The organism is Sulfuriferula thiophila, assembly GCF_003864975.1.
Lineage (GTDB): Bacteria > Pseudomonadota > Gammaproteobacteria > Burkholderiales > Sulfuriferulaceae > Sulfuriferula > Sulfuriferula thiophila.
Genome location: NZ_BHGL01000006.1, coordinates 1 through 20,433, shown reverse-complemented (window position 1 = coordinate 20,433; position 20,433 = coordinate 1). Strand labels below are relative to the sequence as shown.

Below are 20,433 nucleotides of genomic sequence, written 5' to 3'. Positions count from 1 at the left end.
CCTCCCCGCCCTAAAGGGCGGGGATTCCTACGGCGCTCAAACCAAGACTGCTTGAGTCGCTTCGGCGGGTTCCTGCTTCGCAGAGCGACCTGACTGCGCCATCTCTCCACAGGCTAACAAGCGGTATCCCCGCTCTAACACATTGATCGCGCCGACGACATCGGCGTGATTTTCGTAACCGCAATCGACGCACAAGAATTTTGCTTGTGTTTGCCGATTGTCTTTTGATACGTGACCGCAGCACGGGCAAGTGCGACTGGTGTTGTGCGGTGGCACGGCCAGCAGCATGCCGCCGCTCCACGACACCTTGTAGTCGAGCTGCCGCCTGAACTCGCCCCAGCCCTGGTCGAGAATGGCACGGTTCAGGCCGGACTTCTGCTTCACCATCTTGCCGTGCTGTTCTTTGCTGCCCTTGGAAGACCTGGACATGTTCCGTACCTGCAAATCCTCAATACAGACGAGCGCGTGGTTTTGGCTGATCGTCGTTGTGGTTTTGTGCAGGAAGTCTTTGCGGGCATTGGCGATGCCGGTGTGATTCTTCTGGACGCGGGCTTTCGCCTTCTTCCAGTTGTTGCTGAATTTGACCTTGCGGCTCATGCGGCGCTGGTAGCGCACAAGGCGTTGCTGATGCTTCTTAAAGCTGTTAAGCGGCGCGATGAAGCTATCGTCGCTCATCGTGGCGAACCGGGCAATGCCGACATCGATACCGATGGCCGTCGTCACGGTGGGCAGCGGCTGTTCGACTTCGCGTTGCGTCTGAATTGACGCAAACCACTTGCCGCTCGACTGGCTCACGGTGACGTTGCGCACCTCGCCCAGTACGTCGCGGCTGTTGCGGTAACGCAGCCAACCGAGCTTGGGAAGAAAGAGGCGGTTGTTGGCCTGATCGAGTTTGATCTGTTTCGGGTCTGGGTAGCGGAAAGCTTCGCCGCCGCCCTTACGCTTGAAGCGCGGAATGTCGGCGCGTTTGGCGAAGAAGTTTTTGTATGCTTTCTCCAAATCTTTCAAGGCATGCTGCAATGGGTGACAGGGCGCGTCTTTCAGCCACGGCGTTTGCGCGCCATTGCGCCACCCGGTCAAGTGCTTCGCCATGGCGACGTAGCCGATGAACTTGTTTCCAGCTTCGTGATTTTCTTTTTGCATCGCCAACGCCTTGTTGTAGACGAACCGGCACGACCCAGCGAAGCGGCGCATATCGCGCTCTTGCGCGCCATCTGGTATCAGTTCGTATTTGTAGGCTTGTAAGCGTTGCATAGTTCAATTATAGTTTGGTCTATGAGTAATGACAACGACATTCGCCATGGAAGACACTGCATTTTTCTCATGCATGTGCATTTGGTCTTTGTAACGAAATGCCGCCGTGAAGTCTTCACAAAAGAAATTCTTGACGACCTGCGCCCGATGTTCGCCAGCGTCTGCATGGACTTTGAAGCGGAATTGATGGAGTTCGACGGCGAGGATGACCACGTACATCTCCTGGTGAACTATCCGCCTAAGCTGGCGGTATCGGTGCTGGTGAATAGCCTCAAAGGGGTGTCCAGTCGAATGATTCGGAAGAAGAATTACCCGAGCATCCGTAAAAAACTATGGGGCGGCGCGTTGTGGTCGCCGTCCTACTTCGCCGGTAGCTGTGGCGGCGCGCCCATTGCAGTTATCCGCCAGTACATCGAGCAGCAGCAGACACCTCACTAAATGCACCAAACCGGACGGCTTTGCCGTCCGCGCTCTTGACCCCGTCCTGAACGGCGAGGTTTGCCGCGCAACCGATCAAAACTACCCATATTCAATATTTTTAATCTTTTTTACACCACCTCTTGACACAGCCATACCGGTCGGTATCTAATTAAACCATGAACGCTTCAGCCAAAATCAGACAACAGGATGTCACCAGAGAAAAACTACTGGCTTCCGCCTTCTGTGAAATCCATAGACAAGGTTTCCAGGGTGCCAGTATCGCCAACATTCTTGAATCTACCGAGTTGACCAAGGGTGCGCTGTATCACCACTTCCCCACCAAGCACGCGCTGGGGCTGGCCATCATTGATGAAATCATAGCCCCGCAGCTCGACGGTCTGGTATTTGAACAGTTACGCAGCAGTGAACATCCGGTGGCGACGCTACTGGAAATTATTGCCGGGGTGGACAAATACATGGGTGACGATGGCATCATGCTCGGCTGTCCGCTGAATAACCTGATGCAGGAGATGAGCCCGCTGGATGAACAGTTCCGCCATCACCTGAACGCCATACTGGAAACCTGGCAACAATCGATACGCAATGCGCTGGAGCATGGGCAAGCCCATGATGTGATCAAAACGACTGTTAATTGCCAGGCCGCCGCTCTGTTTATCGTCTCAGCATGGGAAGGCTGTTTCAGTATCGCCAAAAACAAACAATGCCCTGCCGCATTTTCCATGTGCATGACCCAGCTGCATGGCTACGTACAAAGTTTGATGAAATAGTTTTAACCGGATAGCTGAAGCATCTGGTTGTTGTAATATTGTTTTCATATGAGAACAGTATCGTTTCATAAGATACCAAATGGTTGGTATATTTTTTCAAGGAGAAAGCAATGCCATTACTCAACACAGTCACACCGGAAAATGCCCAAGGTCAGGTCAAGGAAATTTATGACCAGATAGCCGCAGCATTCGGTTCAGTACCCAACGCCTTGCAAGCCTATAGTAGCAGCCCGGCGCAATTAGCCAGCCACTGGCAAAGCATCGGCTATTACATGCAGCACCCGAGTTTGAGTTTCAACCTGCTGGCGATGATACGCATGCTGGTTTCGATAGAGACACACTGCGAATATTGCGTCGGCTTTAATGAAGCCTTGCTCATCAACATGGGTGGCTTAAGCCTTGAACAAATCGCCGCTACCAAAAACAACCCGCACGATGCACCACTATCCGATAAGGATAAAGCCATGTTGCTGTTCGTCGTCAAAGCCACTGCGGATTCCTTATCCGTAAATAAGGCTGACATTGCCGATCTGAGAGCGCATGGCTGGAGCGATGGAGATATTCTGGATGGCTTGTCGCACGGCGCGAATATGCTGGCCGGGGATACTGTCCTGAACGTCATGAAAATCGAAAGGGATTTCTAGGCTGCAGTGTATAAACGGCTATCCATAAACAGCCCGAGATAGCCGTTTATTCTTCATCTTCTACGTGGTTAACCACGCGATAAATCACATCCATATCAAAGCCGCGCGATTGCAGGAAACGCATCTGCTGATTACGCTCTTTGGGTGTAGTAGCCGGTGCATCAAACTTCTTTTGCCAGATACTGCGTGCACGTTCCACTTCGGTGGCTTTAAGATTGCTGAGTGTTTCTGCAATCAGGGTTTCCGATACGCCTTGTTCGCGCAGCTCATAGCCGATTTTACGACTGCCATAACGCGACTGACGGGCGTGGACGCGCTGCTCTGCATAACGCGCGTCGGATAGCCAGCCACGTGTTTGCAAATCGTCCAGTAACTGATTGATTTGTTCGAGATCTTCACTGTGCGCACTGAGTTTACGCAGCAGTTCCAGGCGGGTATGTTCACGCCGTGCCAGCGCATCAAGCGCACGGGCACGGAGTGATTTTTCTACAACCTGGCGCATAGGCTGAGGGCTTATGCCTCGTCTACAGGCACGCTATCGCCAATGATGGCGGTGTGAGGAATGATACCGATGGCAGCACGCACTTTATTCTCGATTTCACGTGCGATTTCCGGATGCTCACGCAGATATTCACGTGAATTATCCTTGCCCTGACCGATTTTCTCGCCGTTGTAGGCATACCATGCGCCCGCTTTATCAACGATCTTATGGGTAACGCCCAGCTCGATGATCTCACCTTCACGGGAAATACCTTCGCCATACAGAATATCGAATTCAGCTTGCTTGAACGGTGGCGCTACTTTGTTTTTAACAACTTTCACGCGGGTTTCCGAACCAACCACTTCTTCACCCTTCTTGATTGCACCAGTACGGCGAATATCAAGACGCACCGAAGCGTAGAACTTAAGCGCATTACCGCCAGTGGTAGTTTCCGGGTTACCGAACATCACACCGATCTTCATACGTATCTGGTTAATGAAAATCACCAGCGTATTGGTACGCTTGATGTTACCGGTCAATTTACGCAATGCCTGGCTCATCAGACGAGCCTGCAAGCCCATGTGAGAATCGCCCATCTCGCCTTCAATCTCGGCCTTTGGTGTTAATGCCGCAACCGAGTCAATAACGACGATATCTACCGAACCGGAGCGCACCAGCATGTCGGCAATTTCCAGGGCCTGCTCGCCGGTATCCGGCTGCGAGATCAGCAGATCAGACACATTTACGCCTAGTTTTTGCGCATATTGCGGATCAAGTGCATGCTCGGCATCGATAAAGGCCGCGGTACCACCCAGTTTTTGCATCTCGGCAATCACTTGCAGCGTCAGCGTGGTTTTACCAGATGATTCCGGTCCGTAGATTTCCACGATACGTCCGCGCGGCAAACCACCCACACCCAATGCGATATCCAGACCCAGTGAACCAGTTGATACCACCTGGATATCATTGACTACCTCACCATCACCCAGGCGCATGATTGAGCCTTTACCGAAACTTTTTTCGATTTGTGCCAAGGCTGCCGCAAGCGCTTTGCTTCTGTTTTCGTCCATGTATATTCCTTAAATGATACTGCTGAAAATATAAAAGGCCTTTGCTCGATATTGCGAGCTCAGCTCAGCAATCGGGAAAAGGTCTGTAGTTTGATTATGCGGGATTCAGGCCAGCAACTCAATCACTCCGCGCAAAGCTGCCGCCACGGCACGCGCACGGATCTCGTCACGATCACCACTGAATCGGCAAGTAGTTTCCAGATGCGTGCCGTCGGTCAGCGCCCAGCCTATGCACACCGTACCCACCGGCTTGTACGGTGTACCGCCCCCCGGTCCGGCAATGCCGGAAATCGCCAGGCTGATATTGGCTTTACTGTGCTGCAATGCACCCTGCGCCATCTCGCGCACAGTCGATTCCGATACCGCCCCGTGCGTATCGATGGTATCGGCTGACACATCCAGCTGCATCTGTTTCGCATCGTTGCTGTAAGTGATAAAACCGCGGTCATACCAGGCCGAACTGCCGGGTACGGCGGTCATCACCATCCCCACCCAGCCGCCGGTACAGGACTCGGCGGTAACCAGTTGATAGCCACGCTGCTTCAAGGCGTGCCCAACCTGTTCGGCAAGCTGATACAGCTCAGCATCGGTAGGTCTCATGTCAGCCAATGTTGCACTCCCAACAATACCGCTATGGCATAGACGGCAGCGAGCAGATCATCAAACATGACGCCAAAGCCGTTTTTCAGGCGGGCATCAAACCAATTGATCGGGAATGGCTTCCAGATATCGAACAGGCGGAACAAACCAAAAGCAGCCGCTATCCATAATGGCTGCACGGGGGTAAATGCCAGCACCAGCCAGAACGCCACAATCTCGTCCCATACGATACCGCCATGATCAGCCACGCCGATATTGCGCCCGGCCACACCACAAAACCAGATGCCAGCCATTGCCGCCAGCGCAATCACAGCATAAAGCTGGGTCGCACTTAAAAATGCAGCCAATACATAATACAAAGGCAGAGCCGCCAGCGTGCCAAACGTGCCCGGTGCCACAGGCGCGAGACCGCTACCGAATCCGAATGCGAAAAAATGCGCCGGATGACGCGTGATGAATTTCCAGTCAGCTTGCAAAGTGATCATACCCGACGCTATCCAGCGCGATTGCCAGCCCGTCGCCATCCGTAACACGCAAACCGGCTTCTGCGCTAATCTGGCCGATGGCCGTTAACCGCAGACCCAGGCTGGCGCCTATCGCAGTGATGGCATCCTGTTTATCGGCAGGTGCCGTAAAGCACAACTCGTAATCATCACCACCTGCCAGCACGCAGCGATCAAACGCCGGATGCGCAGCCAGGTCATGCACCAGCTCACTGACCGGCAATTGTGTGTAATCCAGCTCGGCACCGACTTGCGAACGCTCCAGGATATGCCCGAGATCGGCCAGCAGGCCATCGGAAAGATCGATTGCGCTGCTTGCAATCTGGCGCAACGCCAGCCCCAGCGCCACTCTTGGCACCGGGGCGTGCAAACGGGTACTGAGTGTTGCGAAATCGGTATCGCTCAAATTCAAATGGCCCTGAATGGCAGCTAACGCAAACGCAGCATCGCCAAGGCAACCCGACACCCACACCGTATCACCTGCCTGTGCGCCATCACGACGCAAAGCCGCACCCGGCGGCACCTCACCCATCACCGTCAAGGTCATGCATAACGCACCGCGTGTGGTATCGCCGCCTACCAGGCTAATATGATGCTGCGCCGCACAACGATACAAGCCGTCAGCATAAGCAGCCAGCCATTCGTCATCTACTTCGGGCAGGGTAATCGCCAGCGTCGCCCAGCGCGGAGTCGCGCCCATGGCGGCCAGATCGGATAAATTCACCGCCAGCGATTTCCAGCCCAGCAAAGCCGGATCAGCATCGGGGAAGAAGTGCACCCCGGCCACCAGCGTGTCGGTGGAAACCGCCAACAGCATGCCTGGCGTAACTTGTAACAAGGCGCAATCATCACCTGCACCCAGAATCGCATCAGGTGCAGGTCGGGAAAAATACTGCCGGATCAGATCGAATTCGCTAGACATACTTTCAGGATCAACGCCGCGGCTTGTTCACTTCAACGCTACGCACTTCGGCTGCAAGCTTATCCATTACGCCGTTGACATACTTATGCCCGTCGGTGCCGCCAAAGGTTTTAGTCAGTTCTACTGCCTCGTTGATTACCACGCGATACGGCACCTGCAGATGATGCAGCAATTCCTGTGCGCCCAGCAACAGCACGGCATGCTCAACCGGGCTGAGCTCTGCAATCGGCCGATCCAGATATTTCACCAGACGCTGATCCAGATCCGGCACTTCACTGATCACACCATTCAGCAACGCTAAAAACATCTCCTCGTCTATGCTGGCATAGACCGGATCATCGCGTAACTGTTTGACCACATCACTCACCGGTTGCTGGTTCAACAGCCACAGGTACACACCTTGCACCGCGAATTCGCGTGCCTTACGTCTATTTCCGCTCATAGTACTTTTAACAGGTTAGCCATTTCAATCGCACATTCAGCCGCTTCCGCGCCTTTGGCCCGGGTACGGCAATGGGCTTGTTCGTCGGTATCGGTAGTGAGCACGGCATTGGCTATCGGTACACCAGTATCCAGCTGCACACGGGTAATCCCGCTCGCCATTTCATTGGACACCACTTCAAAATGGTAGGTATCGCCGCGTACCACCGCACCAATCGCTACCAGCGCATCAAATTTACCGCTCAGTGCCATCTTGCGCAGCACCAGCGGAATTTCCAGCGCACCGGGCACCGTGGTCAGCAACGCATTGTCGGTTTTGACGCCATGCTTGGCCAGCGCATTAGTGCAGGAAGCCAGCAGACCATCGCAGATATCGCGGTTGAAACGGCTCATCACAATGCCGATGCGCAGCGCGCTGCCGTCCAAATTACTCTCTATTTCTTTAATACCATCATATGTAGCCATGTTTATCCTTTTACCCAACGGGCTGAGTGTGTTGATGCAACAACGCGGCTAGCGCGTCACGTCCTAAATCGCCAATAGCAACACGTAACATCCATTCAAATAACTGCACATTGGTTAACGTCGGCATCAAACCGTTCATCACCAGAAAAGTTAACATGCAGTCAGCAGCGCTACGCTTATTCCCATCTATAAAAGGATGGTTGCGTGCCATCGACACGCCTAAGGCCGCAGCTGCCTGATAGATATCAGAAGTATAAGCAAATGTTTGTGCAGACTGGCCTAATGCAGAATCCAGCAAATGTTGTTCGCGAATACCATGCATACCACCAAATATTTCTATCTGGTCATGGTGTATGGCTAACGCCACCTCCAGTGTAATGAATAACGGCATCTCAGTTAAGCATCGGCCAGTCTTTGAAAGGCGGAACGATACTGATTCAGGACAAGCCGATGCGCCTCCATGGCGGCGTCAAATTCAGCATTGGTGGGCACCAGTACCAAACGTCCATTTTCCTTACCAATCTCGAACTTCTGACCTTCCTGCAAATGCATTTCCTGCACCAATTCCGCCGGTATGGTGGTAACGAAACTGGAACCTACTTTACGTAAAATCACTTGTGCCATGATTCAAACCTCAATATATACATTGATATATATTAGCATAAGTCAGAGACTATTCAATTGCCTTCGCTATAGCCGGTGACTTCCAGATCGAAGCCTGCCATGGATGGCATCTTGCGCTGGGTTGCCAGCAAGCGCATTTTGCCGACACCGACATCTTTCAGTATCTGCGCGCCGATACCGTAATTGCGCACATCCCACTTCTGTGCCGGTTTCGGTTCGTTGCTCGGCAAGGCATGGCTGAGCAACTCGGATGCCGTTTCCGCACGATGCAGCAGCACCACCACGCCCTTGCCCGCATCCGCAATTTTCTGCATGGCGCGATTCACGCTATAAGCATGAAGTGCACTGTCCATTTCCAGCACATCCATCACCGATACCGGCTCATGCACCCGCACCAGCGTTTCGGTATCGGCATGAATATCGCCTTTGACCAGCGCCAGATGCGCTGCGCCCGAAATCTTTTCACGATAGGCGATCAGGTTAAACTCGCCGAATGCGGTTTCAATCACACGACTGCCAACGCGTTCGATCAGGCTTTCATTCCGGTTACGGTAATGAATCAGATCAACGATAGCACCGATTTTCAGACCATGCTCACGCGCATATTCGATCAGATCCGGCAGACGCGCCATGCTGCCGTCTTCCTTGAGGATTTCGCAAATGACTGCGGCCGGCTCCAGCCCCGCAATGCTCGCCAGATCGCAACCGGCTTCGGTGTGGCCGGCGCGGATCAGCACCCCGCCCGGCTGGGCACGCAGCGGGAAAATATGCCCCGGCTGAATAATGTCAGTGGCCTTGGCATGTTTGGCTACCGCCGCCTGGATGGTGCACGCCCGATCCGCCGCCGAGATACCCGTGGTCACACCCTCGGCCGCTTCGATCGAGATGGTAAAAGCCGTACTGTACGGCGACTGGTTATCCGCCACCATCTGCCGCAGACCCAGCTGTTTGCAGCGCTCATCAGTCAAAGTCAGACAAACCAGACCGCGGCCGTATTTGGCCATGAAATTGATCGCTTCCGGCGTGGCAAACTCGGCTGCCATCACCAGATCGCCCTCGTTCTCGCGGTCTTCTTCATCGACCAGCACCACCATTTTTCCGGCCTTGATGTCGGCGATAATATCTTCGATAGGACTTAAACTCATGTGGATTCCCGATAATTGAGGATGCGTTCAGCGTAGCGCGCCATCATGTCAACCTCAAGGTTGACGCGACTGCCGGCTGTTAAAGTATGTAAATTGGTATGCGTCAATGTATGCGGGATCAGATTGATGCTGAACTCGTCGCCGTCGACCTGATTCACGGTCAGGCTCACGCCGTTCACGGTAATTGAACCTTTGGTCACCACGAAACGCGCAATGTCGCCCGGCGCCCGGATCACCAGCTCAAAGCAGTCGCCCACCGCGGCAAAGCGCACCACTACACCGACGCCGTCCACATGCCCGGACACCAGATGGCCTCCCAACCGGTCGGCCAGGCGCAAGGCTTTTTCCAGATTCACCGGCGCACCGAGCGGAAAGCCCACCGTGCAGCGGAATGTCTCTGCCGACACATCGACGCTGAAACCCTGCGGCGACAGCGCGATCACCGTCAGGCACACGCCGTTGCAGGCAATGGAATCGCCCAGCGCCACATCGCCCAGATCCAGCCCGGCCGCATTGATCAGCAACCGTGCATCATCGTTATGCGGTTCCACTTCGGCCACGCTGCCGACGGTTTGAATAATTCCAGTAAACACAGGCGTCCTTAAAATTATGACTCTTCGTCGAGCACGGCCGAGGTATACACCTCTTGCACATCGTCCAGCGCTTCCAGTGCATCCAGCAGTTTCTGCATCTTCACCGCATCATCACCCGTCAGTTCGATCTCGTTTTGCGGCTTCATGCTCACTTCGCCGAATTCGGCTTTGAATCCTGCCGTTTCCAGCGCCTGCTTGATGGTGTGCAACTCATACGGCGGCGTAATCACTTCGATACTGCCGTCTTCATGAGTCTGCACATCGTCGGCACCGGCTTCCAGTGCGGCTTCCATCAGCGCATCTTCATCGACGCCCGGTGCAAACAGCAATTGACCGCAATGCTGGAACTGAAACGCCACACAGCCGTCAGTACCCATGTTGCCGCCAAATTTGCTGAACGCATGGCGCACATCGGCCACAGTACGTACCTTATTGTCGGTCAGGCAATCCACCATAACCGCTGCACCGCCGATACCGTAACCTTCGTAACGAATTTCTTCGTAGTTCACGTTTTCCAGCTCACCGCAGCCGCGTTTCACCGCGCGCTCGATAGTGTCTTTCGGCATGTTGGCGTCAAACGCCTTATCCATCGCCAGACGCAGGCGCGGATTAATGCTGGCATCGCCGCCGCCCATTTTGGCAGCAACCGTAATTTCTTTGATCAACCGCGTAAAAATCTTGCCACGTTTTGCATCCGTTGCTGCTTTTTTATGCTTAATGTTTGCCCACTTACTATGTCCGGCCATCACACCCTCTAAGCTGGTAATAAAAAATGCTTTAATTTTACCACTTTACGTCTGTTGCGATAAGGGTTTACACCTCAACCGGACGCGCAAAGCGTTGCAATACATCCAGACTCACCAGATCCAGCACACGCTGGTGGGTACTTTCCAGCACTACCTGCGGTGCCACGCCGGCCTCGAATGCCGTTTTCCAGTGATTGGCGCACAGGCACCACTGATCGCCCGGCTTCAATCCAGCGAACTGCCATTGCGGCCGTGGCGTGGTCAGATCATTGCCATTGCGGAAACTGAATTCCAGAAACGGCAGCGTCACCACCACGCAAACCACATGCGTACCCAGATCTTCTTCATTGGTTCGGCAGGCACCGTCGCGGAAATAGCCGGTCAGTGGCTTGAATGAACACGCCACCAGCGGTTCGCCAAATACGTTTTTGGCCATACGTACATCGGATTGGTTCATCTTAGCTCGCTTCCAGATCGAAGCCTTCAGCTTCCCAACATTCCAGTCCACCCGCCAGCGAATACGCCTGCTCGAAACCCATCTGCTTCAGCACCCAGGCCGCCATCGCCGAACGCCCGCCGGAATGGCAGTACAGCAGTATGGTTTTATCGTGCGCGGTGCACAATACGGGATGACGATGTTTGGTAGTCGGATCGGCTGAAGCCTCAAGGATGCCGCGCGGAATATTCAGCGCGCCGGCTATATGACCGCCGTTGAACTCGTCCGGCTCGCGCACGTCTATCACCAGCACACCACCGGCGCCCAGTTTTTCTTCTGCGGTTTCCGCATCCCATTCATCGATGTGGCTACGCGCTTCTTTAATAAAGCAGCCAAGCTGTTTAGCCATTATAATTCCCCTTCACAGTAATATCGCGGTATGCATAAAGTCTAACATGTCATCACTACTCGACGGATTAAATCCAGAACAACTCGCCGCGGTCACTCTGCCGCACCAATCAGCCTTGATTCTGGCGGGCGCAGGCAGCGGCAAAACCCGCGTGCTTACCACGCGCATCGCCTGGCTGCTGCAGACCGGGCAAGTGTCACCATTAGGTATTCTGGCCGTCACCTTTACCAATAAAGCCGCCAAGGAAATGCAGTTGCGCCTAGGCACCATGCTGCCGATCAATACCCGCGGCATGTGGATAGGCACGTTTCACGGCCTGGCAAACCGGCTGTTACGCACGCATCACCATGAAGCTCGTCTGCCGCAACTGTTCCAGATACTCGACAGCGCCGATCAGCTGTCAGCGATCAAACGCCTGCTCAAATCCATGAACGTGGACACCGAGAAATTCGAGCCGAAGAAAGTGCAGAATTTTATCAACAGTAACAAGGATGCCGGTTTGCGCGCCCAGCAAATCGACGTCTTTGATCCGTACACGCGGCGTCTGGTGGAATTTTATGCGGCCTACGACGAGCAATGCAACCGCGAAGGCGTTGTGGACTTTGCCGAACTGCTGCTGCGCAGTGAAGAATTATTATCCCGCAACGAAGCCTTGCGCCGCCATTATCAGGAACGCTTCCGCTACATACTGGTGGACGAATTTCAGGATACCAACCGCCTGCAATACCGCTGGCTCAAGCACTTTGCCGGCGCGGATTCAGCACTGATGGCCGTGGGTGACGATGACCAGTCCATCTACGCGTTCCGCGGTGCGCACACTGGCAACATGAACGAATTTCAGCGCGATTACGCGCACGACAACATCATCAAACTGGAACAGAATTACCGCAGCCACGGCAACATCCTCGACGCCGCCAATGCGCTAATCAGCCAGAACCCGGAACGGCTGGGCAAGAACCTCTGGACTGCCGCTGACAAAGGCGAACCGATCCGCGTCTATCTGGCCTATAACGATCAGGAAGAAGCCCGCTTCATCGCCGAAGAATCGCAAGCACTGCATCGCGAAGGCATCGCCCTCAACGACATGGCCGTGCTGTATCGCTCCAACGCCCAATCGCGGGTGCTGGAACACGCCCTGTTCGGTGCCGGCATCCCCTACAAAGTTTATGGCGGCTTACGCTTTTTTGAGCGTCAGGAAGTCAAGCACGCGCTGGCATATTTGCGCCTGCTGTCCAATCCCGAAGACGATGGCGCTTTTACCCGCGTGGTGAATTTCCCTACCCGTGGCATCGGCGCGCGCAGCCTGGAGCAGCTCATCGACGCCGCGCAGCAGAGTTCATCCAGCCTGTGGCATACCGCCAGCGCCAAGGCTGGTGATGCACCGACCAGCAAAGGCCTACCCGGCTTTGTTCAACTTATCCGCAGCATGCAAGAAGCCACCCTCGGCGTCACCCTGCCCGAAGCCATCGAGCATATCCTGCAAGCCAGCGGGCTGATGATGCACTATGTGAATGAAAAAGATGGGCAAGATCGGGTCGACAACCTGAACGAGCTGATAAACGCCGCCACTGTATTCATCAACGACCCCGATGCACTGGCCGACGCCGAGGATAACGGCGGGCTGATGGCCAGCTTCCTCGCCCATGCCGCGCTGGAAGCCGGCGTGCACCAAGCCGGCGAAGGCCATGACGCATTGCAGTTAATGACCGTGCACGCCGCCAAGGGACTGGAGTTTCATGCAGTATTCCTCAGCGGACTGGAAGAAGGCCTGTTCCCCAGCGAGCAGTCGCTGAGCGAGCAAAGCGGCATCGAAGAAGAGCGCCGCCTGATGTATGTCGCCATCACCCGCGCCCGCCAGCGCCTGTACATCAGCCACGCACAAAGCCGCATGCTGCACGGGCAGACCCGCTACGGCATCCCGTCACGCTTCCTCGGCGAGATCCCGATGGAGTTACTGAAACCCATCAATAAAGGCTATGCACCCGATGTTGACGCCTACACCGTGCCGGTTGCCCGCGCTGCCCAGCAACACAGCAGCTCACCGTGGCGCATGGGCATGAGCGTACGCCATGCCAAATTCGGTGTCGGCGTGGTCATCAACGTCGAAGGTCAGGGCGACGACACCCGTGTGCAAATCAACTTCGGCGGCGCGCATGGGGTAAAATGGTTAGCACTGGAATACGCTAAACTCGAAGTCGCCTGACATGCTCACTATCCTCACCCTTATTGCCGCTCTGGTCGCCGTTACCATCCTTATCTGGCTGGCATTACGCATCAACACCCTGCAAAAAACACTGGCACAACTCCCCGCCCAGCTCGACGCCGGGCTGGAGCAGCGCCACCGCGCCATGTTGAGTGACCTGCATCAGGGTTTGGGCACTCAATCTGACCGTACCCAGACAGCCTTGCTCGATGTCTCCGACCGCTTGCGCGCACTGGTCAGCACCGAGCTGGCGAGCACGCGCAGCGCGGTACAGGCGCTGCAACTGGAGCAATCCACCCAGCTCGCTACCAACCGCGAGGCCATGAGCACCGCCATGCATGCGCTGGCACAATCGCAAGCGGCAGAGCTGGCCAACAGCCGCACCGCAGTCAATCAGCAGCTGGGTGAATTCGCCGCCGGACTGCAAACCGCGCAAGCCGAATTCCTCAGCAAAACCTTACAAACACTGGCCGAACAAGCCCGCGCCGAACAGGCACTGATCCAGACCACCATGCAGCAGGCCAGCGCCCAGCTCGCCGCTGCCGTAGAAACACTGGCCAAAGGCGTAGACACCCGTCTGGCGGAAATCTCAGGCAAAGTCACCGAGCGTCTGGACGACGGTTTCAAAAAAACCAACGAAACCTTTGCCAACGTCATGGCGCGCCTCGCCACTATCGACGAAGCGCAGAAGAAGATCGACGGCCTCACCACCAACGTCGTCACGCTACAAGAATTATTAGGCGACAAACGCTCGCGCGGTGCCTTCGGCGAAGTGCAGCTGGAAGGTCTGGTGCGCAACATCCTGCCCCCTGATGCCTACGAATTTCAGGCCACGCTGTCCAACGGCAGCCGCGCCGACTGCATGCTGGTATTACCGGAGCCGACCGGGCGCGTCGCCGTCGATTCCAAGTTCCCGCTGGAAAACTACACCCGCATGTTCTCGCGCGATACGGCAGAAGCCGACCGCACCGCAGCCACGCGCGCGTTCAAGGCCGACGTCAAGAAACACGTCGACGACATCGCCAGCAAGTACATCATCGAAGGCGAAACCTCCGACGGCGCAGTGATGTTCATCCCTGCCGAAGCCGTGTTTGCCGAGATCCACGCTTACCACGGCGATCTGGTCGAATACGCCATGGCGCGCCGCGTATGGATCGTCTCGCCGACCACGCTGATGGCCGTGCTCAACACCGCCCGCGCCGTCATCAAAGACGTCGAAACCCGCCGTCAGGTACACATCATCAAAGACGAGTTATCCAAGCTAGGCAAGGATTTCGCCCGCTTCGACACACGCATGAAGAAGCTCGCCGACCACATCCGCCAGGCTAACGAAGACGCCACCGAAGTCCACATCAGCAGCCAGAAAATCAGCAAACGTTTCAGCCAGATAGAGTCGGTCGACCTGGAGCACCTGCGTGCCCCTACCCCTTCGCTACTGCCTGACGAAGAATAAGGAAATCAGCATGACCACTCCACTAGAATTAATGCGCGCCAAGCTCAACACCGAAACCGCCAAAGCCGACTGGACCGAACTGCAGCCGTTCTTCGCCAAAGGCCAGTTAATCAAAGTCGATAACAGCCTCGACTTGATCGACGTCGCCGCGCATATCGCCAGTGACGACACCGACTGCGTGCGCGACTGGATGATAGGCGGCCAACTGGTCAAGCTAGACGATGAAACAGCACTGGACTGGGAGCAGCGCAAACCGGCGATCTGGACGGTGGTGGTAGCACCGTGGATATTGGTGCAGGAGCGGGGGCATTGAGATTTCATTATCACTACGGAATTATTCAAGACTATGTGATATATTGAATACATGTATTTTATTAGGAGTTGATGATGGCTACTTCAATACGCCTGACTGCCGAAACCGAGCAACGGCTTGATTTTCTGGCTACGCAAACAGGGCGAACCAAAGCCTATTACCTGCGGGAAATTATTGAACAAGGCATTGAGGATATGGAAGATTATTACCTTGCCGCGGATGTCCTGGAACGGGTGCGCAAGGGACAAGAGACAGTACATTCAACAGCAGACGTAAGGAAAGACCTTGGTCTGGACGATTGATTATGCTGACACAGCAAAACTACAGTTACGCAAGCTCGATAAACCAACAGCACGCCGTATCGTTGATTACCTGAGTGAACGCATCGCTACACTAGAAAACCCGCGCAACACTGGCAAAGCATTAACTGGTCCACTGGGTGGATTATGGCGTTATCGGGTTGGTGACTACCGAGTCATTTGTGACATACAAGATAACGCTGTGCGTATCCTCGTAGTACAAATTGGCAACAGGCGTGAAGTTTACCGATAAACCAATCACTCGATTGTTACGTTTCAAACGAACACAAAAATTAAAATTTCAAATGCAAAGCCAGGTCCCTAAATACTGGACTGGGAGCAGTGCAAACCTGCGAACTGGACGGTGGTAGCACCGTGGATATTGGTGCAAGAGCGGGGGCATTGAGATAATATACCATTCAGGTTCCGAGATATTTTAACTGACTATATTTTTAGCAATATACAAGGATTTCTAGTGGTGTTTTTCTCGAAAAAATTAGGGTGGGCGAAAATTTTATCATCAATAAATTCAAAGCATTGCTTAAAAATTCCCAGTTTATACACCTCGAAGGTGCTTTTGATGGCGCTTTTTAGGGTGTCTACTTTACGTTAGGAGTTGCATGTCATACTATTGTCCTAAATGCGGAAAGAAACTACCTGGCACAGTAGTAGCGTGCAAATGTGAGCCTTCGTTATTGCCTGCGGCATTATCACTTTTAGGCTCAATTGCCATCAATGCTCTTGTTGGCTTTGTGTTCATAGTTTTTGCTGGTGCAGGAGCAGGTAATAATGGTCAGGGAAATCAGTTTTCTTTTGGCATCCTAATTGGTGTATTCGTTCTGTTGTGTTTAGTTTCCATTATTTTTCTTGTTAAGCGAAAAACAACACTAGCATTTTGCCTACCATTCGCAACGATACCGGTGGAGTTAATTGCCATAAAATTTATGCTGGATATTCCATGGATCAGTTAGTACAGGTAGGTGCAAATCCTAACCCTGCGCTCAAGAGGGACGCCGCAAAAGCGCGGCGCCCCTTAGCTTCACGTTGGCGGGCTTGGAACCGCCCTCGAATATTTTGCAAATAGCGCTTGCTTTCTTGTACGTGTTACGTATAATCCGAACTGTCGATACACGACAACCGCGCCTCGGGATCAGGGGCAGGAGCAGAAAATGACCAACTTCATCGAAACCGCCGACAGCCGCGAAACCTCCACCGAACTCATGGAGGCCATCCTGTACGTGGCCGGCGGCAATGAAACCGAGGCCGTGCGCGTGTGGGAAGCGCCGACCGAGGCCGAGATGATCGCCATCTGGGAGCGCGCTACCAAGAACGGCCTCATCGATGACACAGAATTCTGCTGGGGTGCCTCCGGTGACCAATGGGCCGCTGAAATCCGTGCGTAACCATCCGAACCGAGGCCGGGGCGAAAGCCACGTTCCGTCGCCCACGAAAGAGGAGGTCCGTGCCGCCCGCGAGGCTGCCGGGCTTACACAGGAGGCAGCGGCCGAGCGCGTGCATGCCAAGCTGCGAACTTGGCAGGATTGGGAGTACGGCCACAACCGAATGCCCGTCGCCGCAATGCACCTGTTCTGCATTCTGTCAAACCTCCAGTTCCCGTTCGTCATCGACTAGCCCTCCAACAACCGCATCGAGCGGGACCGTGCGCGATGAGGCCGCGCCCGGCCCCTCATGCGGAGCGTTAGGTCATTCTGGCTACGGTGTAGTGAAAGTTATAAAGGGTCAAGGCTCCGCCAGCCTGAAAGTTTAATTCGTTGAGGACAGTTTGCTGTCCGTTTGCATCACGCCACTGAAAGTTTTTTCGCCATGTTCGTCGTTCATTTTTGTGGCGCGATGCAAGCCGGAAACCTGCATTAACTTTTGCCTGCAAGCCGCACTAGCATTGCCTTGTATGGTTTTTTGTAACATTATTTGCGTTGCGGTTGCGTGTCTAGTAAAGTCACCTAACCCACCGTTCGAGCGGGACTCGCCAGAAGCGGGCGAGCCCCTCAACTTTACGTTAGCTCTCACAGGTCCAACTATGCCCATCCGGCGAAGAACTCTTCTCGCATCAGCTATCGCAACCACACTAATTGGTTTGGCTGCCTATGCGTTCGCAAATCCAGGTGTCGCGGCATGCGCCATCATCGGTACTGAACCGTTCGTCCCGCTTCTGGATGGAACACTGGTTGAAAGTGGTTCAAGCGCCCAAGATAATGCTGCTGTTCTTCAACTCCTGTCGCTCGCTAGAACCAGAATTCAAAATACCTTTGGTGTCCCACGCGCAAAGCCGATTGTCGTCTTCTTCAACAATCCCCGCGCCTTTTGGCCGCTGAAACTCAATGAGTACGCGAGCACCAGCTTTGCGGGCACCAGAGCCTGCCTGATCGTTGGGCCAAAAGGCCAGAACGTCGATGTAGTCGCGCACGAACTCATGCACGCCGAGCTATTTGACCGGGTCGGTTTCTGGGGCAGGATCACACAGGTTCCGGTATGGTTCGATGAAGGTCTCGCAATGCAGGTTGATTTCCGACCCAAGTACATCCTAGCCGGAGGCGCGACTCCAAAAACCAAGAGCGTCAAAACGCTAGACGCTGCACGCGACTTCTTTGTATCCGACAACGATCTTCTAACGTGGAACTATTCCGCCGCAAAGGTCGAGGTTGCGCAATGGCTTGCAGAAGTCGGTAACTCCTCAGTGTACGGTCGGCTTTCACTCATTCGTGCAGGCGCTTCATTCAACGCGGTCACTCGGAGTAACTGAGGTGAGAGCTAACCTTGCGGTCAACCGGACCTGCGCGAAAAGCCGCGCAGGCCGGTTACCTTGAACGTTAGAGAACATGAAACTACATGCTCATGGCCTACATATCGAACTGCGTCCACAGAGGTTAGTGGATGATGAAGATTGGGTCCGCGTCCAAGTGCTGGTGGAAGCCAATGGCTTTAGCGGCGACTTTGAAGCGTGGCTTCAGTTGGGCGATCTGACACATTTCGCAAACGAGGTTGGTGTCATGTACGAGTCAGTAGGCAAATCAAGCACCGCAGTTCTTGCTAGTGCCGAGCCAGATATCATTATTAAATTGGAGATGCAGTCACTCGGAGGTATTGTCGGTAACTATTCGCTCGAAAGCGAAAGACCCGATGGCATACCTACAGTCCTATCGGGAGCGTTCAACATTGATCAGAGTTTTTTACCAAGTCTTCGTCAAAGCATAGACTCTCTCATTGTAGATTTAGGCGGGAAGCATGTACTCTAACAAGGCAGTCGAGAGGGACTGGCCATTGCATGCTTTTTTAGTGACGTTGGTACCAAATTTATTTGGGGTTTCGCTGCACAGCAGTGCGGCCAGCCCCTCACTTTTACGTTAGACCTTTTTCACACTCACCTATCGGAGGAAACACATGGATCAAGATAACAGCGCTACCGTCCAATCTGAAATCGCAAGCCTTGGCGGAAAGTCATGGACAGCGTACGTACGTGTCGTTCTTGTTGGCATCGTCCTACTTCTTATCGTAACGCCATTGGCATGGTCTGCTTCAGCCACTGCTGGGGTCGTCTTATTGGTCGCTTCACTTGCATTTGTGGTCTACCAATTCCTGCTTCTGAAGAGTTTCCACTTGTACTTTGATGATGTCGGGGTTTGGGTTTACTCCGGTGTCCTGCCCTGGAACAAAGGGGTTGCCGGTGTGAAATGGCGCGACCTCGATGAAGCTGTGTATTTTCAGTCCATGGGAAGCTGGCTCTTCAAGTCTTACTCCATTCGCATTGGACATCGCTTCACAAAATCAAGCGAAATTCTTCTTAGCCACTGGGCACGCGGCCACGAAGCTGTGATGGCAATCAACGGGCAGCATCAAGAACTAGTGAGGGCGGGCGCGTTAGGTTGAGCACAAGGTCTAACCCTGCGGTCCACCGGACGCTGCGCGATAAAGCCGCGCAGCGCCGGTGACCTCCACGTTAGCCCTCAAAAGAGAAGCAAAAAATGAAATCAGCATTATTGGTAACTGATGTTCAGGCCAAGGTCTTTGATACCAATCCCCGACCGTTTGAAGCTGACGAAGTCGTGAAACGAATTAATCACGTAGCCACTCTGGCGAGAGCCGCTGGCGTTCCGGTCTTTTTGATCCAACACGAAGTGCCAGGCTATTTGGATCATGAAAGTGAAGGTTGGCAATTACAGAAAGATTTGGTTGTTAAAGATACCGATATTCTCGTGCGTAAAACCACAGGTGATTCATTCCTTCGGACAGACCTCGAAGAAAAATTGAAATCACTCGATATCACCAATCTAGTTATCTGTGGTTATGCTTCGGAGTTTTGTATTGACAATACAACGCGTAGGGCCACCGGCCTAGGTTATACCGTGCAACTCGTTTCCGATGCTCACACAACGCATGATAAGAAACACCTATCAGCACAGAAAATCCGAGAGCACCACAATTTAACGTTATCAATGGGCCCTACGATAACAACCGTTCAATCGGAGGATATAAACATTGAGGGCTAACATTTCGTTCGAGCGGGACGCGCCAAAAGCGGCGCGCCCCTCAACTTTACGTTGACGCTGTAGAAAAACCCCTTTTTCACTGATTTTCGGACGCAATTTTCCCACCCGAATCGTTTCTG

General features: G+C 53.9%; 31 protein-coding genes. 15 read left to right on the top strand and 16 right to left on the bottom strand.

Annotated features, from left to right (window positions below; all coding sequences use genetic code 11):
- Positions 1-36: 36 nt before the first annotated feature.
- A complete protein-coding gene (locus tag EJE49_RS02525) occupies positions 37-1,254 on the bottom strand; it encodes an RNA-guided endonuclease InsQ/TnpB family protein (protein WP_124948841.1) in 1,218 nt (405 codons plus the stop codon).
- Positions 1,255-1,275: 21 nt separating this feature from the next.
- On the opposite strand from EJE49_RS02525, the gene tnpA reads away from it, so the two are divergent.
- The 3 genes from tnpA (at position 1,276) to EJE49_RS02510 (ending at position 3,106) form a co-directional block, all read left to right on the top strand.
- Entirely contained in the window at positions 1,276-1,692 is a 417-nt protein-coding gene (tnpA, locus tag EJE49_RS02520) for an IS200/IS605 family transposase (RefSeq protein ID WP_124948840.1), read from the top strand.
- A 158-nt stretch (positions 1,693-1,850) separates the two neighbouring features.
- Positions 1,851-2,462, top strand: coding sequence for a TetR/AcrR family transcriptional regulator (locus EJE49_RS02515; RefSeq protein WP_124948839.1), 612 nt, complete (start codon positions 1,851-1,853; stop codon positions 2,460-2,462).
- 110 nt (positions 2,463-2,572) lie between these two features.
- On the top strand, positions 2,573-3,106 hold the full coding sequence (locus EJE49_RS02510; protein WP_124948838.1) for a carboxymuconolactone decarboxylase family protein: 534 nt from the start codon (positions 2,573-2,575) through the stop codon (positions 3,104-3,106).
- A gap of 46 nt (positions 3,107-3,152) precedes the next feature.
- Here EJE49_RS02510 and recX read toward each other — a convergent pair whose 3' ends face one another.
- The 14 genes from recX to EJE49_RS02440 all read right to left on the bottom strand — a co-directional run bounded on the left by recX (position 3,153) and on the right by EJE49_RS02440 (position 11,541).
- A complete protein-coding gene (recX, locus tag EJE49_RS02505) occupies positions 3,153-3,608 on the bottom strand; it encodes a recombination regulator RecX (RefSeq protein WP_189941625.1) in 456 nt (151 codons plus the stop codon).
- 11 nt (positions 3,609-3,619) lie between these two features.
- The gene (gene recA / locus EJE49_RS02500) at positions 3,620-4,657 is read right to left on the bottom strand and encodes a recombinase RecA (RefSeq protein WP_124948836.1); all 1,038 of its coding nucleotides are present in this window, start codon (positions 4,655-4,657) and stop codon (positions 3,620-3,622) included.
- Between the two features lie 105 nt (positions 4,658-4,762).
- Positions 4,763-5,257 (bottom strand): CinA family protein, encoded by a 495-nt coding sequence (locus tag EJE49_RS02495; protein ID WP_124949235.1) that lies wholly within the window; start codon positions 5,255-5,257, stop codon positions 4,763-4,765.
- Entirely contained in the window at positions 5,254-5,742 is a 489-nt protein-coding gene (locus EJE49_RS02490; protein ID WP_124948835.1) for a phosphatidylglycerophosphatase A family protein, read from the bottom strand. Before EJE49_RS02490 ends, EJE49_RS02495 begins: the two co-directional genes overlap by 4 nt.
- Positions 5,723-6,682, bottom strand: a complete 960-nt coding sequence (thiL, locus tag EJE49_RS02485; protein ID WP_124948834.1) for a thiamine-phosphate kinase — start codon at positions 6,680-6,682, stop codon at positions 5,723-5,725. The genes EJE49_RS02490 and thiL overlap by 20 nt, the downstream gene beginning before the upstream one ends.
- Before the next feature lie 10 nt (positions 6,683-6,692).
- Complete coding sequence (gene nusB, locus EJE49_RS02480; protein WP_124948833.1) at positions 6,693-7,124, bottom strand: transcription antitermination factor NusB; 432 nt, start codon at positions 7,122-7,124, stop codon at positions 6,693-6,695.
- Entirely contained in the window at positions 7,121-7,588 is a 468-nt protein-coding gene (gene ribH / locus EJE49_RS02475) for a 6,7-dimethyl-8-ribityllumazine synthase (RefSeq protein WP_124948832.1), read from the bottom strand. The genes nusB and ribH overlap by 4 nt, the downstream gene beginning before the upstream one ends.
- Positions 7,589-7,598: 10 nt before the next feature.
- Positions 7,599-7,979 (bottom strand): type II toxin-antitoxin system death-on-curing family toxin, encoded by a 381-nt coding sequence (locus EJE49_RS02470; protein ID WP_124948831.1) that lies wholly within the window; start codon positions 7,977-7,979, stop codon positions 7,599-7,601.
- A gap of 5 nt (positions 7,980-7,984) precedes the next feature.
- Entirely contained in the window at positions 7,985-8,212 is a 228-nt protein-coding gene (locus tag EJE49_RS02465) for an AbrB/MazE/SpoVT family DNA-binding domain-containing protein (protein ID WP_124948830.1), read from the bottom strand.
- Positions 8,213-8,265: 53 nt separating this feature from the next.
- A complete protein-coding gene (gene ribBA / locus EJE49_RS02460) occupies positions 8,266-9,357 on the bottom strand; it encodes a bifunctional 3,4-dihydroxy-2-butanone-4-phosphate synthase/GTP cyclohydrolase II (RefSeq protein ID WP_124948829.1) in 1,092 nt (363 codons plus the stop codon).
- Positions 9,354-9,950, bottom strand: a complete 597-nt coding sequence (locus EJE49_RS02455) for a riboflavin synthase (protein WP_124948828.1) — start codon at positions 9,948-9,950, stop codon at positions 9,354-9,356. Before EJE49_RS02455 ends, ribBA begins: the two co-directional genes overlap by 4 nt.
- 14 nt (positions 9,951-9,964) lie before the next feature.
- Positions 9,965-10,696 carry a YebC/PmpR family DNA-binding transcriptional regulator gene (locus EJE49_RS02450; RefSeq protein ID WP_124948827.1) on the bottom strand — a complete coding sequence of 244 codons (732 nt, stop codon included), beginning with the start codon at positions 10,694-10,696 and terminating at the stop codon, positions 9,965-9,967.
- Between the two features lie 67 nt (positions 10,697-10,763).
- Positions 10,764-11,153, bottom strand: coding sequence for a DUF2237 family protein (locus EJE49_RS02445; protein ID WP_223246708.1), 390 nt, complete (start codon positions 11,151-11,153; stop codon positions 10,764-10,766).
- Position 11,154: 1 nt separating this feature from the next.
- Positions 11,155-11,541 carry a rhodanese-like domain-containing protein gene (locus tag EJE49_RS02440; protein ID WP_124948826.1) on the bottom strand — a complete coding sequence of 129 codons (387 nt, stop codon included), beginning with the start codon at positions 11,539-11,541 and terminating at the stop codon, positions 11,155-11,157.
- Between the two features lie 46 nt (positions 11,542-11,587).
- On the opposite strand from EJE49_RS02440, the gene EJE49_RS02435 reads away from it, so the two are divergent.
- The 8 genes from EJE49_RS02435 to EJE49_RS14400 all read left to right on the top strand — a co-directional run bounded on the left by EJE49_RS02435 (position 11,588) and on the right by EJE49_RS14400 (position 17,441).
- A complete protein-coding gene (locus tag EJE49_RS02435; RefSeq protein WP_124948825.1) occupies positions 11,588-13,744 on the top strand; it encodes a UvrD-helicase domain-containing protein in 2,157 nt (718 codons plus the stop codon).
- 1 nt (position 13,745) lies between these two features.
- Entirely contained in the window at positions 13,746-15,197 is a 1,452-nt protein-coding gene (locus tag EJE49_RS02430; RefSeq protein WP_124948824.1) for a DNA recombination protein RmuC, read from the top strand.
- A 10-nt stretch (positions 15,198-15,207) separates the two neighbouring features.
- Entirely contained in the window at positions 15,208-15,510 is a 303-nt protein-coding gene (locus tag EJE49_RS02425) for a DUF2288 domain-containing protein (RefSeq protein ID WP_124948823.1), read from the top strand.
- A gap of 71 nt (positions 15,511-15,581) precedes the next feature.
- Complete coding sequence (gene relB, locus EJE49_RS02420) at positions 15,582-15,812, top strand: type II toxin-antitoxin system RelB family antitoxin (protein ID WP_223246707.1); 231 nt, start codon at positions 15,582-15,584, stop codon at positions 15,810-15,812.
- A complete protein-coding gene (locus tag EJE49_RS02415; protein ID WP_124948821.1) occupies positions 15,796-16,062 on the top strand; it encodes a type II toxin-antitoxin system RelE family toxin in 267 nt (88 codons plus the stop codon). The genes relB and EJE49_RS02415 overlap by 17 nt, the downstream gene beginning before the upstream one ends.
- A gap of 367 nt (positions 16,063-16,429) precedes the next feature.
- Complete coding sequence (locus tag EJE49_RS02410; protein WP_124948820.1) at positions 16,430-16,780, top strand: hypothetical protein; 351 nt, start codon at positions 16,430-16,432, stop codon at positions 16,778-16,780.
- 198 nt (positions 16,781-16,978) lie between these two features.
- On the top strand, positions 16,979-17,212 hold the full coding sequence (locus tag EJE49_RS02405; RefSeq protein ID WP_124948819.1) for a YccJ family protein: 234 nt from the start codon (positions 16,979-16,981) through the stop codon (positions 17,210-17,212).
- Entirely contained in the window at positions 17,151-17,441 is a 291-nt protein-coding gene (locus EJE49_RS14400) for a helix-turn-helix domain-containing protein (RefSeq protein WP_124948818.1), read from the top strand. Before EJE49_RS02405 ends, EJE49_RS14400 begins: the two co-directional genes overlap by 62 nt.
- Before the next feature lie 132 nt (positions 17,442-17,573).
- Here EJE49_RS14400 and EJE49_RS14060 read toward each other — a convergent pair whose 3' ends face one another.
- Complete coding sequence (locus EJE49_RS14060; protein WP_189941623.1) at positions 17,574-17,735, bottom strand: hypothetical protein; 162 nt, start codon at positions 17,733-17,735, stop codon at positions 17,574-17,576.
- A 112-nt stretch (positions 17,736-17,847) separates the two neighbouring features.
- On the opposite strand from EJE49_RS14060, the gene EJE49_RS02395 reads away from it, so the two are divergent.
- The 4 genes from EJE49_RS02395 (at position 17,848) to EJE49_RS02380 (ending at position 20,314) form a co-directional block, all read left to right on the top strand.
- Positions 17,848-18,570: a hypothetical protein gene (locus EJE49_RS02395; protein ID WP_124948817.1), complete on the top strand. Its 723-nt coding sequence runs from the start codon at positions 17,848-17,850 to the stop codon at positions 18,568-18,570.
- A gap of 76 nt (positions 18,571-18,646) precedes the next feature.
- Positions 18,647-19,063 carry a WapI family immunity protein gene (locus EJE49_RS02390; RefSeq protein WP_124948816.1) on the top strand — a complete coding sequence of 139 codons (417 nt, stop codon included), beginning with the start codon at positions 18,647-18,649 and terminating at the stop codon, positions 19,061-19,063.
- A gap of 145 nt (positions 19,064-19,208) precedes the next feature.
- Positions 19,209-19,694: a hypothetical protein gene (locus EJE49_RS02385; RefSeq protein ID WP_124948815.1), complete on the top strand. Its 486-nt coding sequence runs from the start codon at positions 19,209-19,211 to the stop codon at positions 19,692-19,694.
- Between the two features lie 95 nt (positions 19,695-19,789).
- Positions 19,790-20,314 carry a cysteine hydrolase family protein gene (locus EJE49_RS02380; RefSeq protein WP_124948814.1) on the top strand — a complete coding sequence of 175 codons (525 nt, stop codon included), beginning with the start codon at positions 19,790-19,792 and terminating at the stop codon, positions 20,312-20,314.
- The last annotated feature ends 119 nt before the right edge of the window (positions 20,315-20,433 follow it).

Excerpts from the sequence above, each read along its gene's own strand:
- EJE49_RS02495 (WP_124949235.1), bottom strand. The coding sequence starts at position 5,257 with ATGAGACCTACCGATGCTGAGCTGTATCAGCTTGCCGAACAGGTTGGG.
- recX (WP_189941625.1), bottom strand. The coding sequence starts at position 3,608 with ATGCGCCAGGTTGTAGAAAAATCACTCCGTGCCCGTGCGCTTGATGCG.
- EJE49_RS02380 (WP_124948814.1), top strand. The coding sequence starts at position 19,790 with ATGAAATCAGCATTATTGGTAACTGATGTTCAGGCCAAGGTCTTTGAT.
- EJE49_RS02525 (WP_124948841.1), bottom strand. The coding sequence starts at position 1,254 with ATGCAACGCTTACAAGCCTACAAATACGAACTGATACCAGATGGCGCG.
- ribBA (WP_124948829.1), bottom strand. The coding sequence starts at position 9,357 with ATGAGTTTAAGTCCTATCGAAGATATTATCGCCGACATCAAGGCCGGA.
- EJE49_RS02435 (WP_124948825.1), top strand. The coding sequence starts at position 11,588 with ATGTCATCACTACTCGACGGATTAAATCCAGAACAACTCGCCGCGGTC.
- EJE49_RS02425 (WP_124948823.1), top strand. The coding sequence starts at position 15,208 with ATGACCACTCCACTAGAATTAATGCGCGCCAAGCTCAACACCGAAACC.
- EJE49_RS02430 (WP_124948824.1), top strand. The coding sequence starts at position 13,746 with ATGCTCACTATCCTCACCCTTATTGCCGCTCTGGTCGCCGTTACCATC.
- EJE49_RS02385 (WP_124948815.1), top strand. The coding sequence starts at position 19,209 with ATGGATCAAGATAACAGCGCTACCGTCCAATCTGAAATCGCAAGCCTT.
- EJE49_RS02390 (WP_124948816.1), top strand. The coding sequence starts at position 18,647 with ATGAAACTACATGCTCATGGCCTACATATCGAACTGCGTCCACAGAGG.
- EJE49_RS14060 (WP_189941623.1), bottom strand. The coding sequence starts at position 17,735 with ATGTTACAAAAAACCATACAAGGCAATGCTAGTGCGGCTTGCAGGCAA.
- tnpA (WP_124948840.1), top strand. The coding sequence starts at position 1,276 with ATGAGTAATGACAACGACATTCGCCATGGAAGACACTGCATTTTTCTC.
- EJE49_RS02450 (WP_124948827.1), bottom strand. The coding sequence starts at position 10,696 with ATGGCCGGACATAGTAAGTGGGCAAACATTAAGCATAAAAAAGCAGCA.
- thiL (WP_124948834.1), bottom strand. The coding sequence starts at position 6,682 with ATGTCTAGCGAATTCGATCTGATCCGGCAGTATTTTTCCCGACCTGCA.
- EJE49_RS02410 (WP_124948820.1), top strand. The coding sequence starts at position 16,430 with ATGTCATACTATTGTCCTAAATGCGGAAAGAAACTACCTGGCACAGTA.
- nusB (WP_124948833.1), bottom strand. The coding sequence starts at position 7,124 with ATGAGCGGAAATAGACGTAAGGCACGCGAATTCGCGGTGCAAGGTGTG.
- EJE49_RS14400 (WP_124948818.1), top strand. The coding sequence starts at position 17,151 with ATGACACAGAATTCTGCTGGGGTGCCTCCGGTGACCAATGGGCCGCTG.
- EJE49_RS02445 (WP_223246708.1), bottom strand. The coding sequence starts at position 11,153 with ATGAACCAATCCGATGTACGTATGGCCAAAAACGTATTTGGCGAACCG.
- EJE49_RS02465 (WP_124948830.1), bottom strand. The coding sequence starts at position 8,212 with ATGGCACAAGTGATTTTACGTAAAGTAGGTTCCAGTTTCGTTACCACC.
- EJE49_RS02470 (WP_124948831.1), bottom strand. The coding sequence starts at position 7,979 with ATGCCGTTATTCATTACACTGGAGGTGGCGTTAGCCATACACCATGAC.
- EJE49_RS02405 (WP_124948819.1), top strand. The coding sequence starts at position 16,979 with ATGACCAACTTCATCGAAACCGCCGACAGCCGCGAAACCTCCACCGAA.
- EJE49_RS02440 (WP_124948826.1), bottom strand. The coding sequence starts at position 11,541 with ATGGCTAAACAGCTTGGCTGCTTTATTAAAGAAGCGCGTAGCCACATC.
- relB (WP_223246707.1), top strand. The coding sequence starts at position 15,582 with ATGATGGCTACTTCAATACGCCTGACTGCCGAAACCGAGCAACGGCTT.
- EJE49_RS02515 (WP_124948839.1), top strand. The coding sequence starts at position 1,851 with ATGAACGCTTCAGCCAAAATCAGACAACAGGATGTCACCAGAGAAAAA.
- EJE49_RS02490 (WP_124948835.1), bottom strand. The coding sequence starts at position 5,742 with ATGATCACTTTGCAAGCTGACTGGAAATTCATCACGCGTCATCCGGCG.
- ribH (WP_124948832.1), bottom strand. The coding sequence starts at position 7,588 with ATGGCTACATATGATGGTATTAAAGAAATAGAGAGTAATTTGGACGGC.
- EJE49_RS02510 (WP_124948838.1), top strand. The coding sequence starts at position 2,573 with ATGCCATTACTCAACACAGTCACACCGGAAAATGCCCAAGGTCAGGTC.
- recA (WP_124948836.1), bottom strand. The coding sequence starts at position 4,657 with ATGGACGAAAACAGAAGCAAAGCGCTTGCGGCAGCCTTGGCACAAATC.
- EJE49_RS02395 (WP_124948817.1), top strand. The coding sequence starts at position 17,848 with ATGCCCATCCGGCGAAGAACTCTTCTCGCATCAGCTATCGCAACCACA.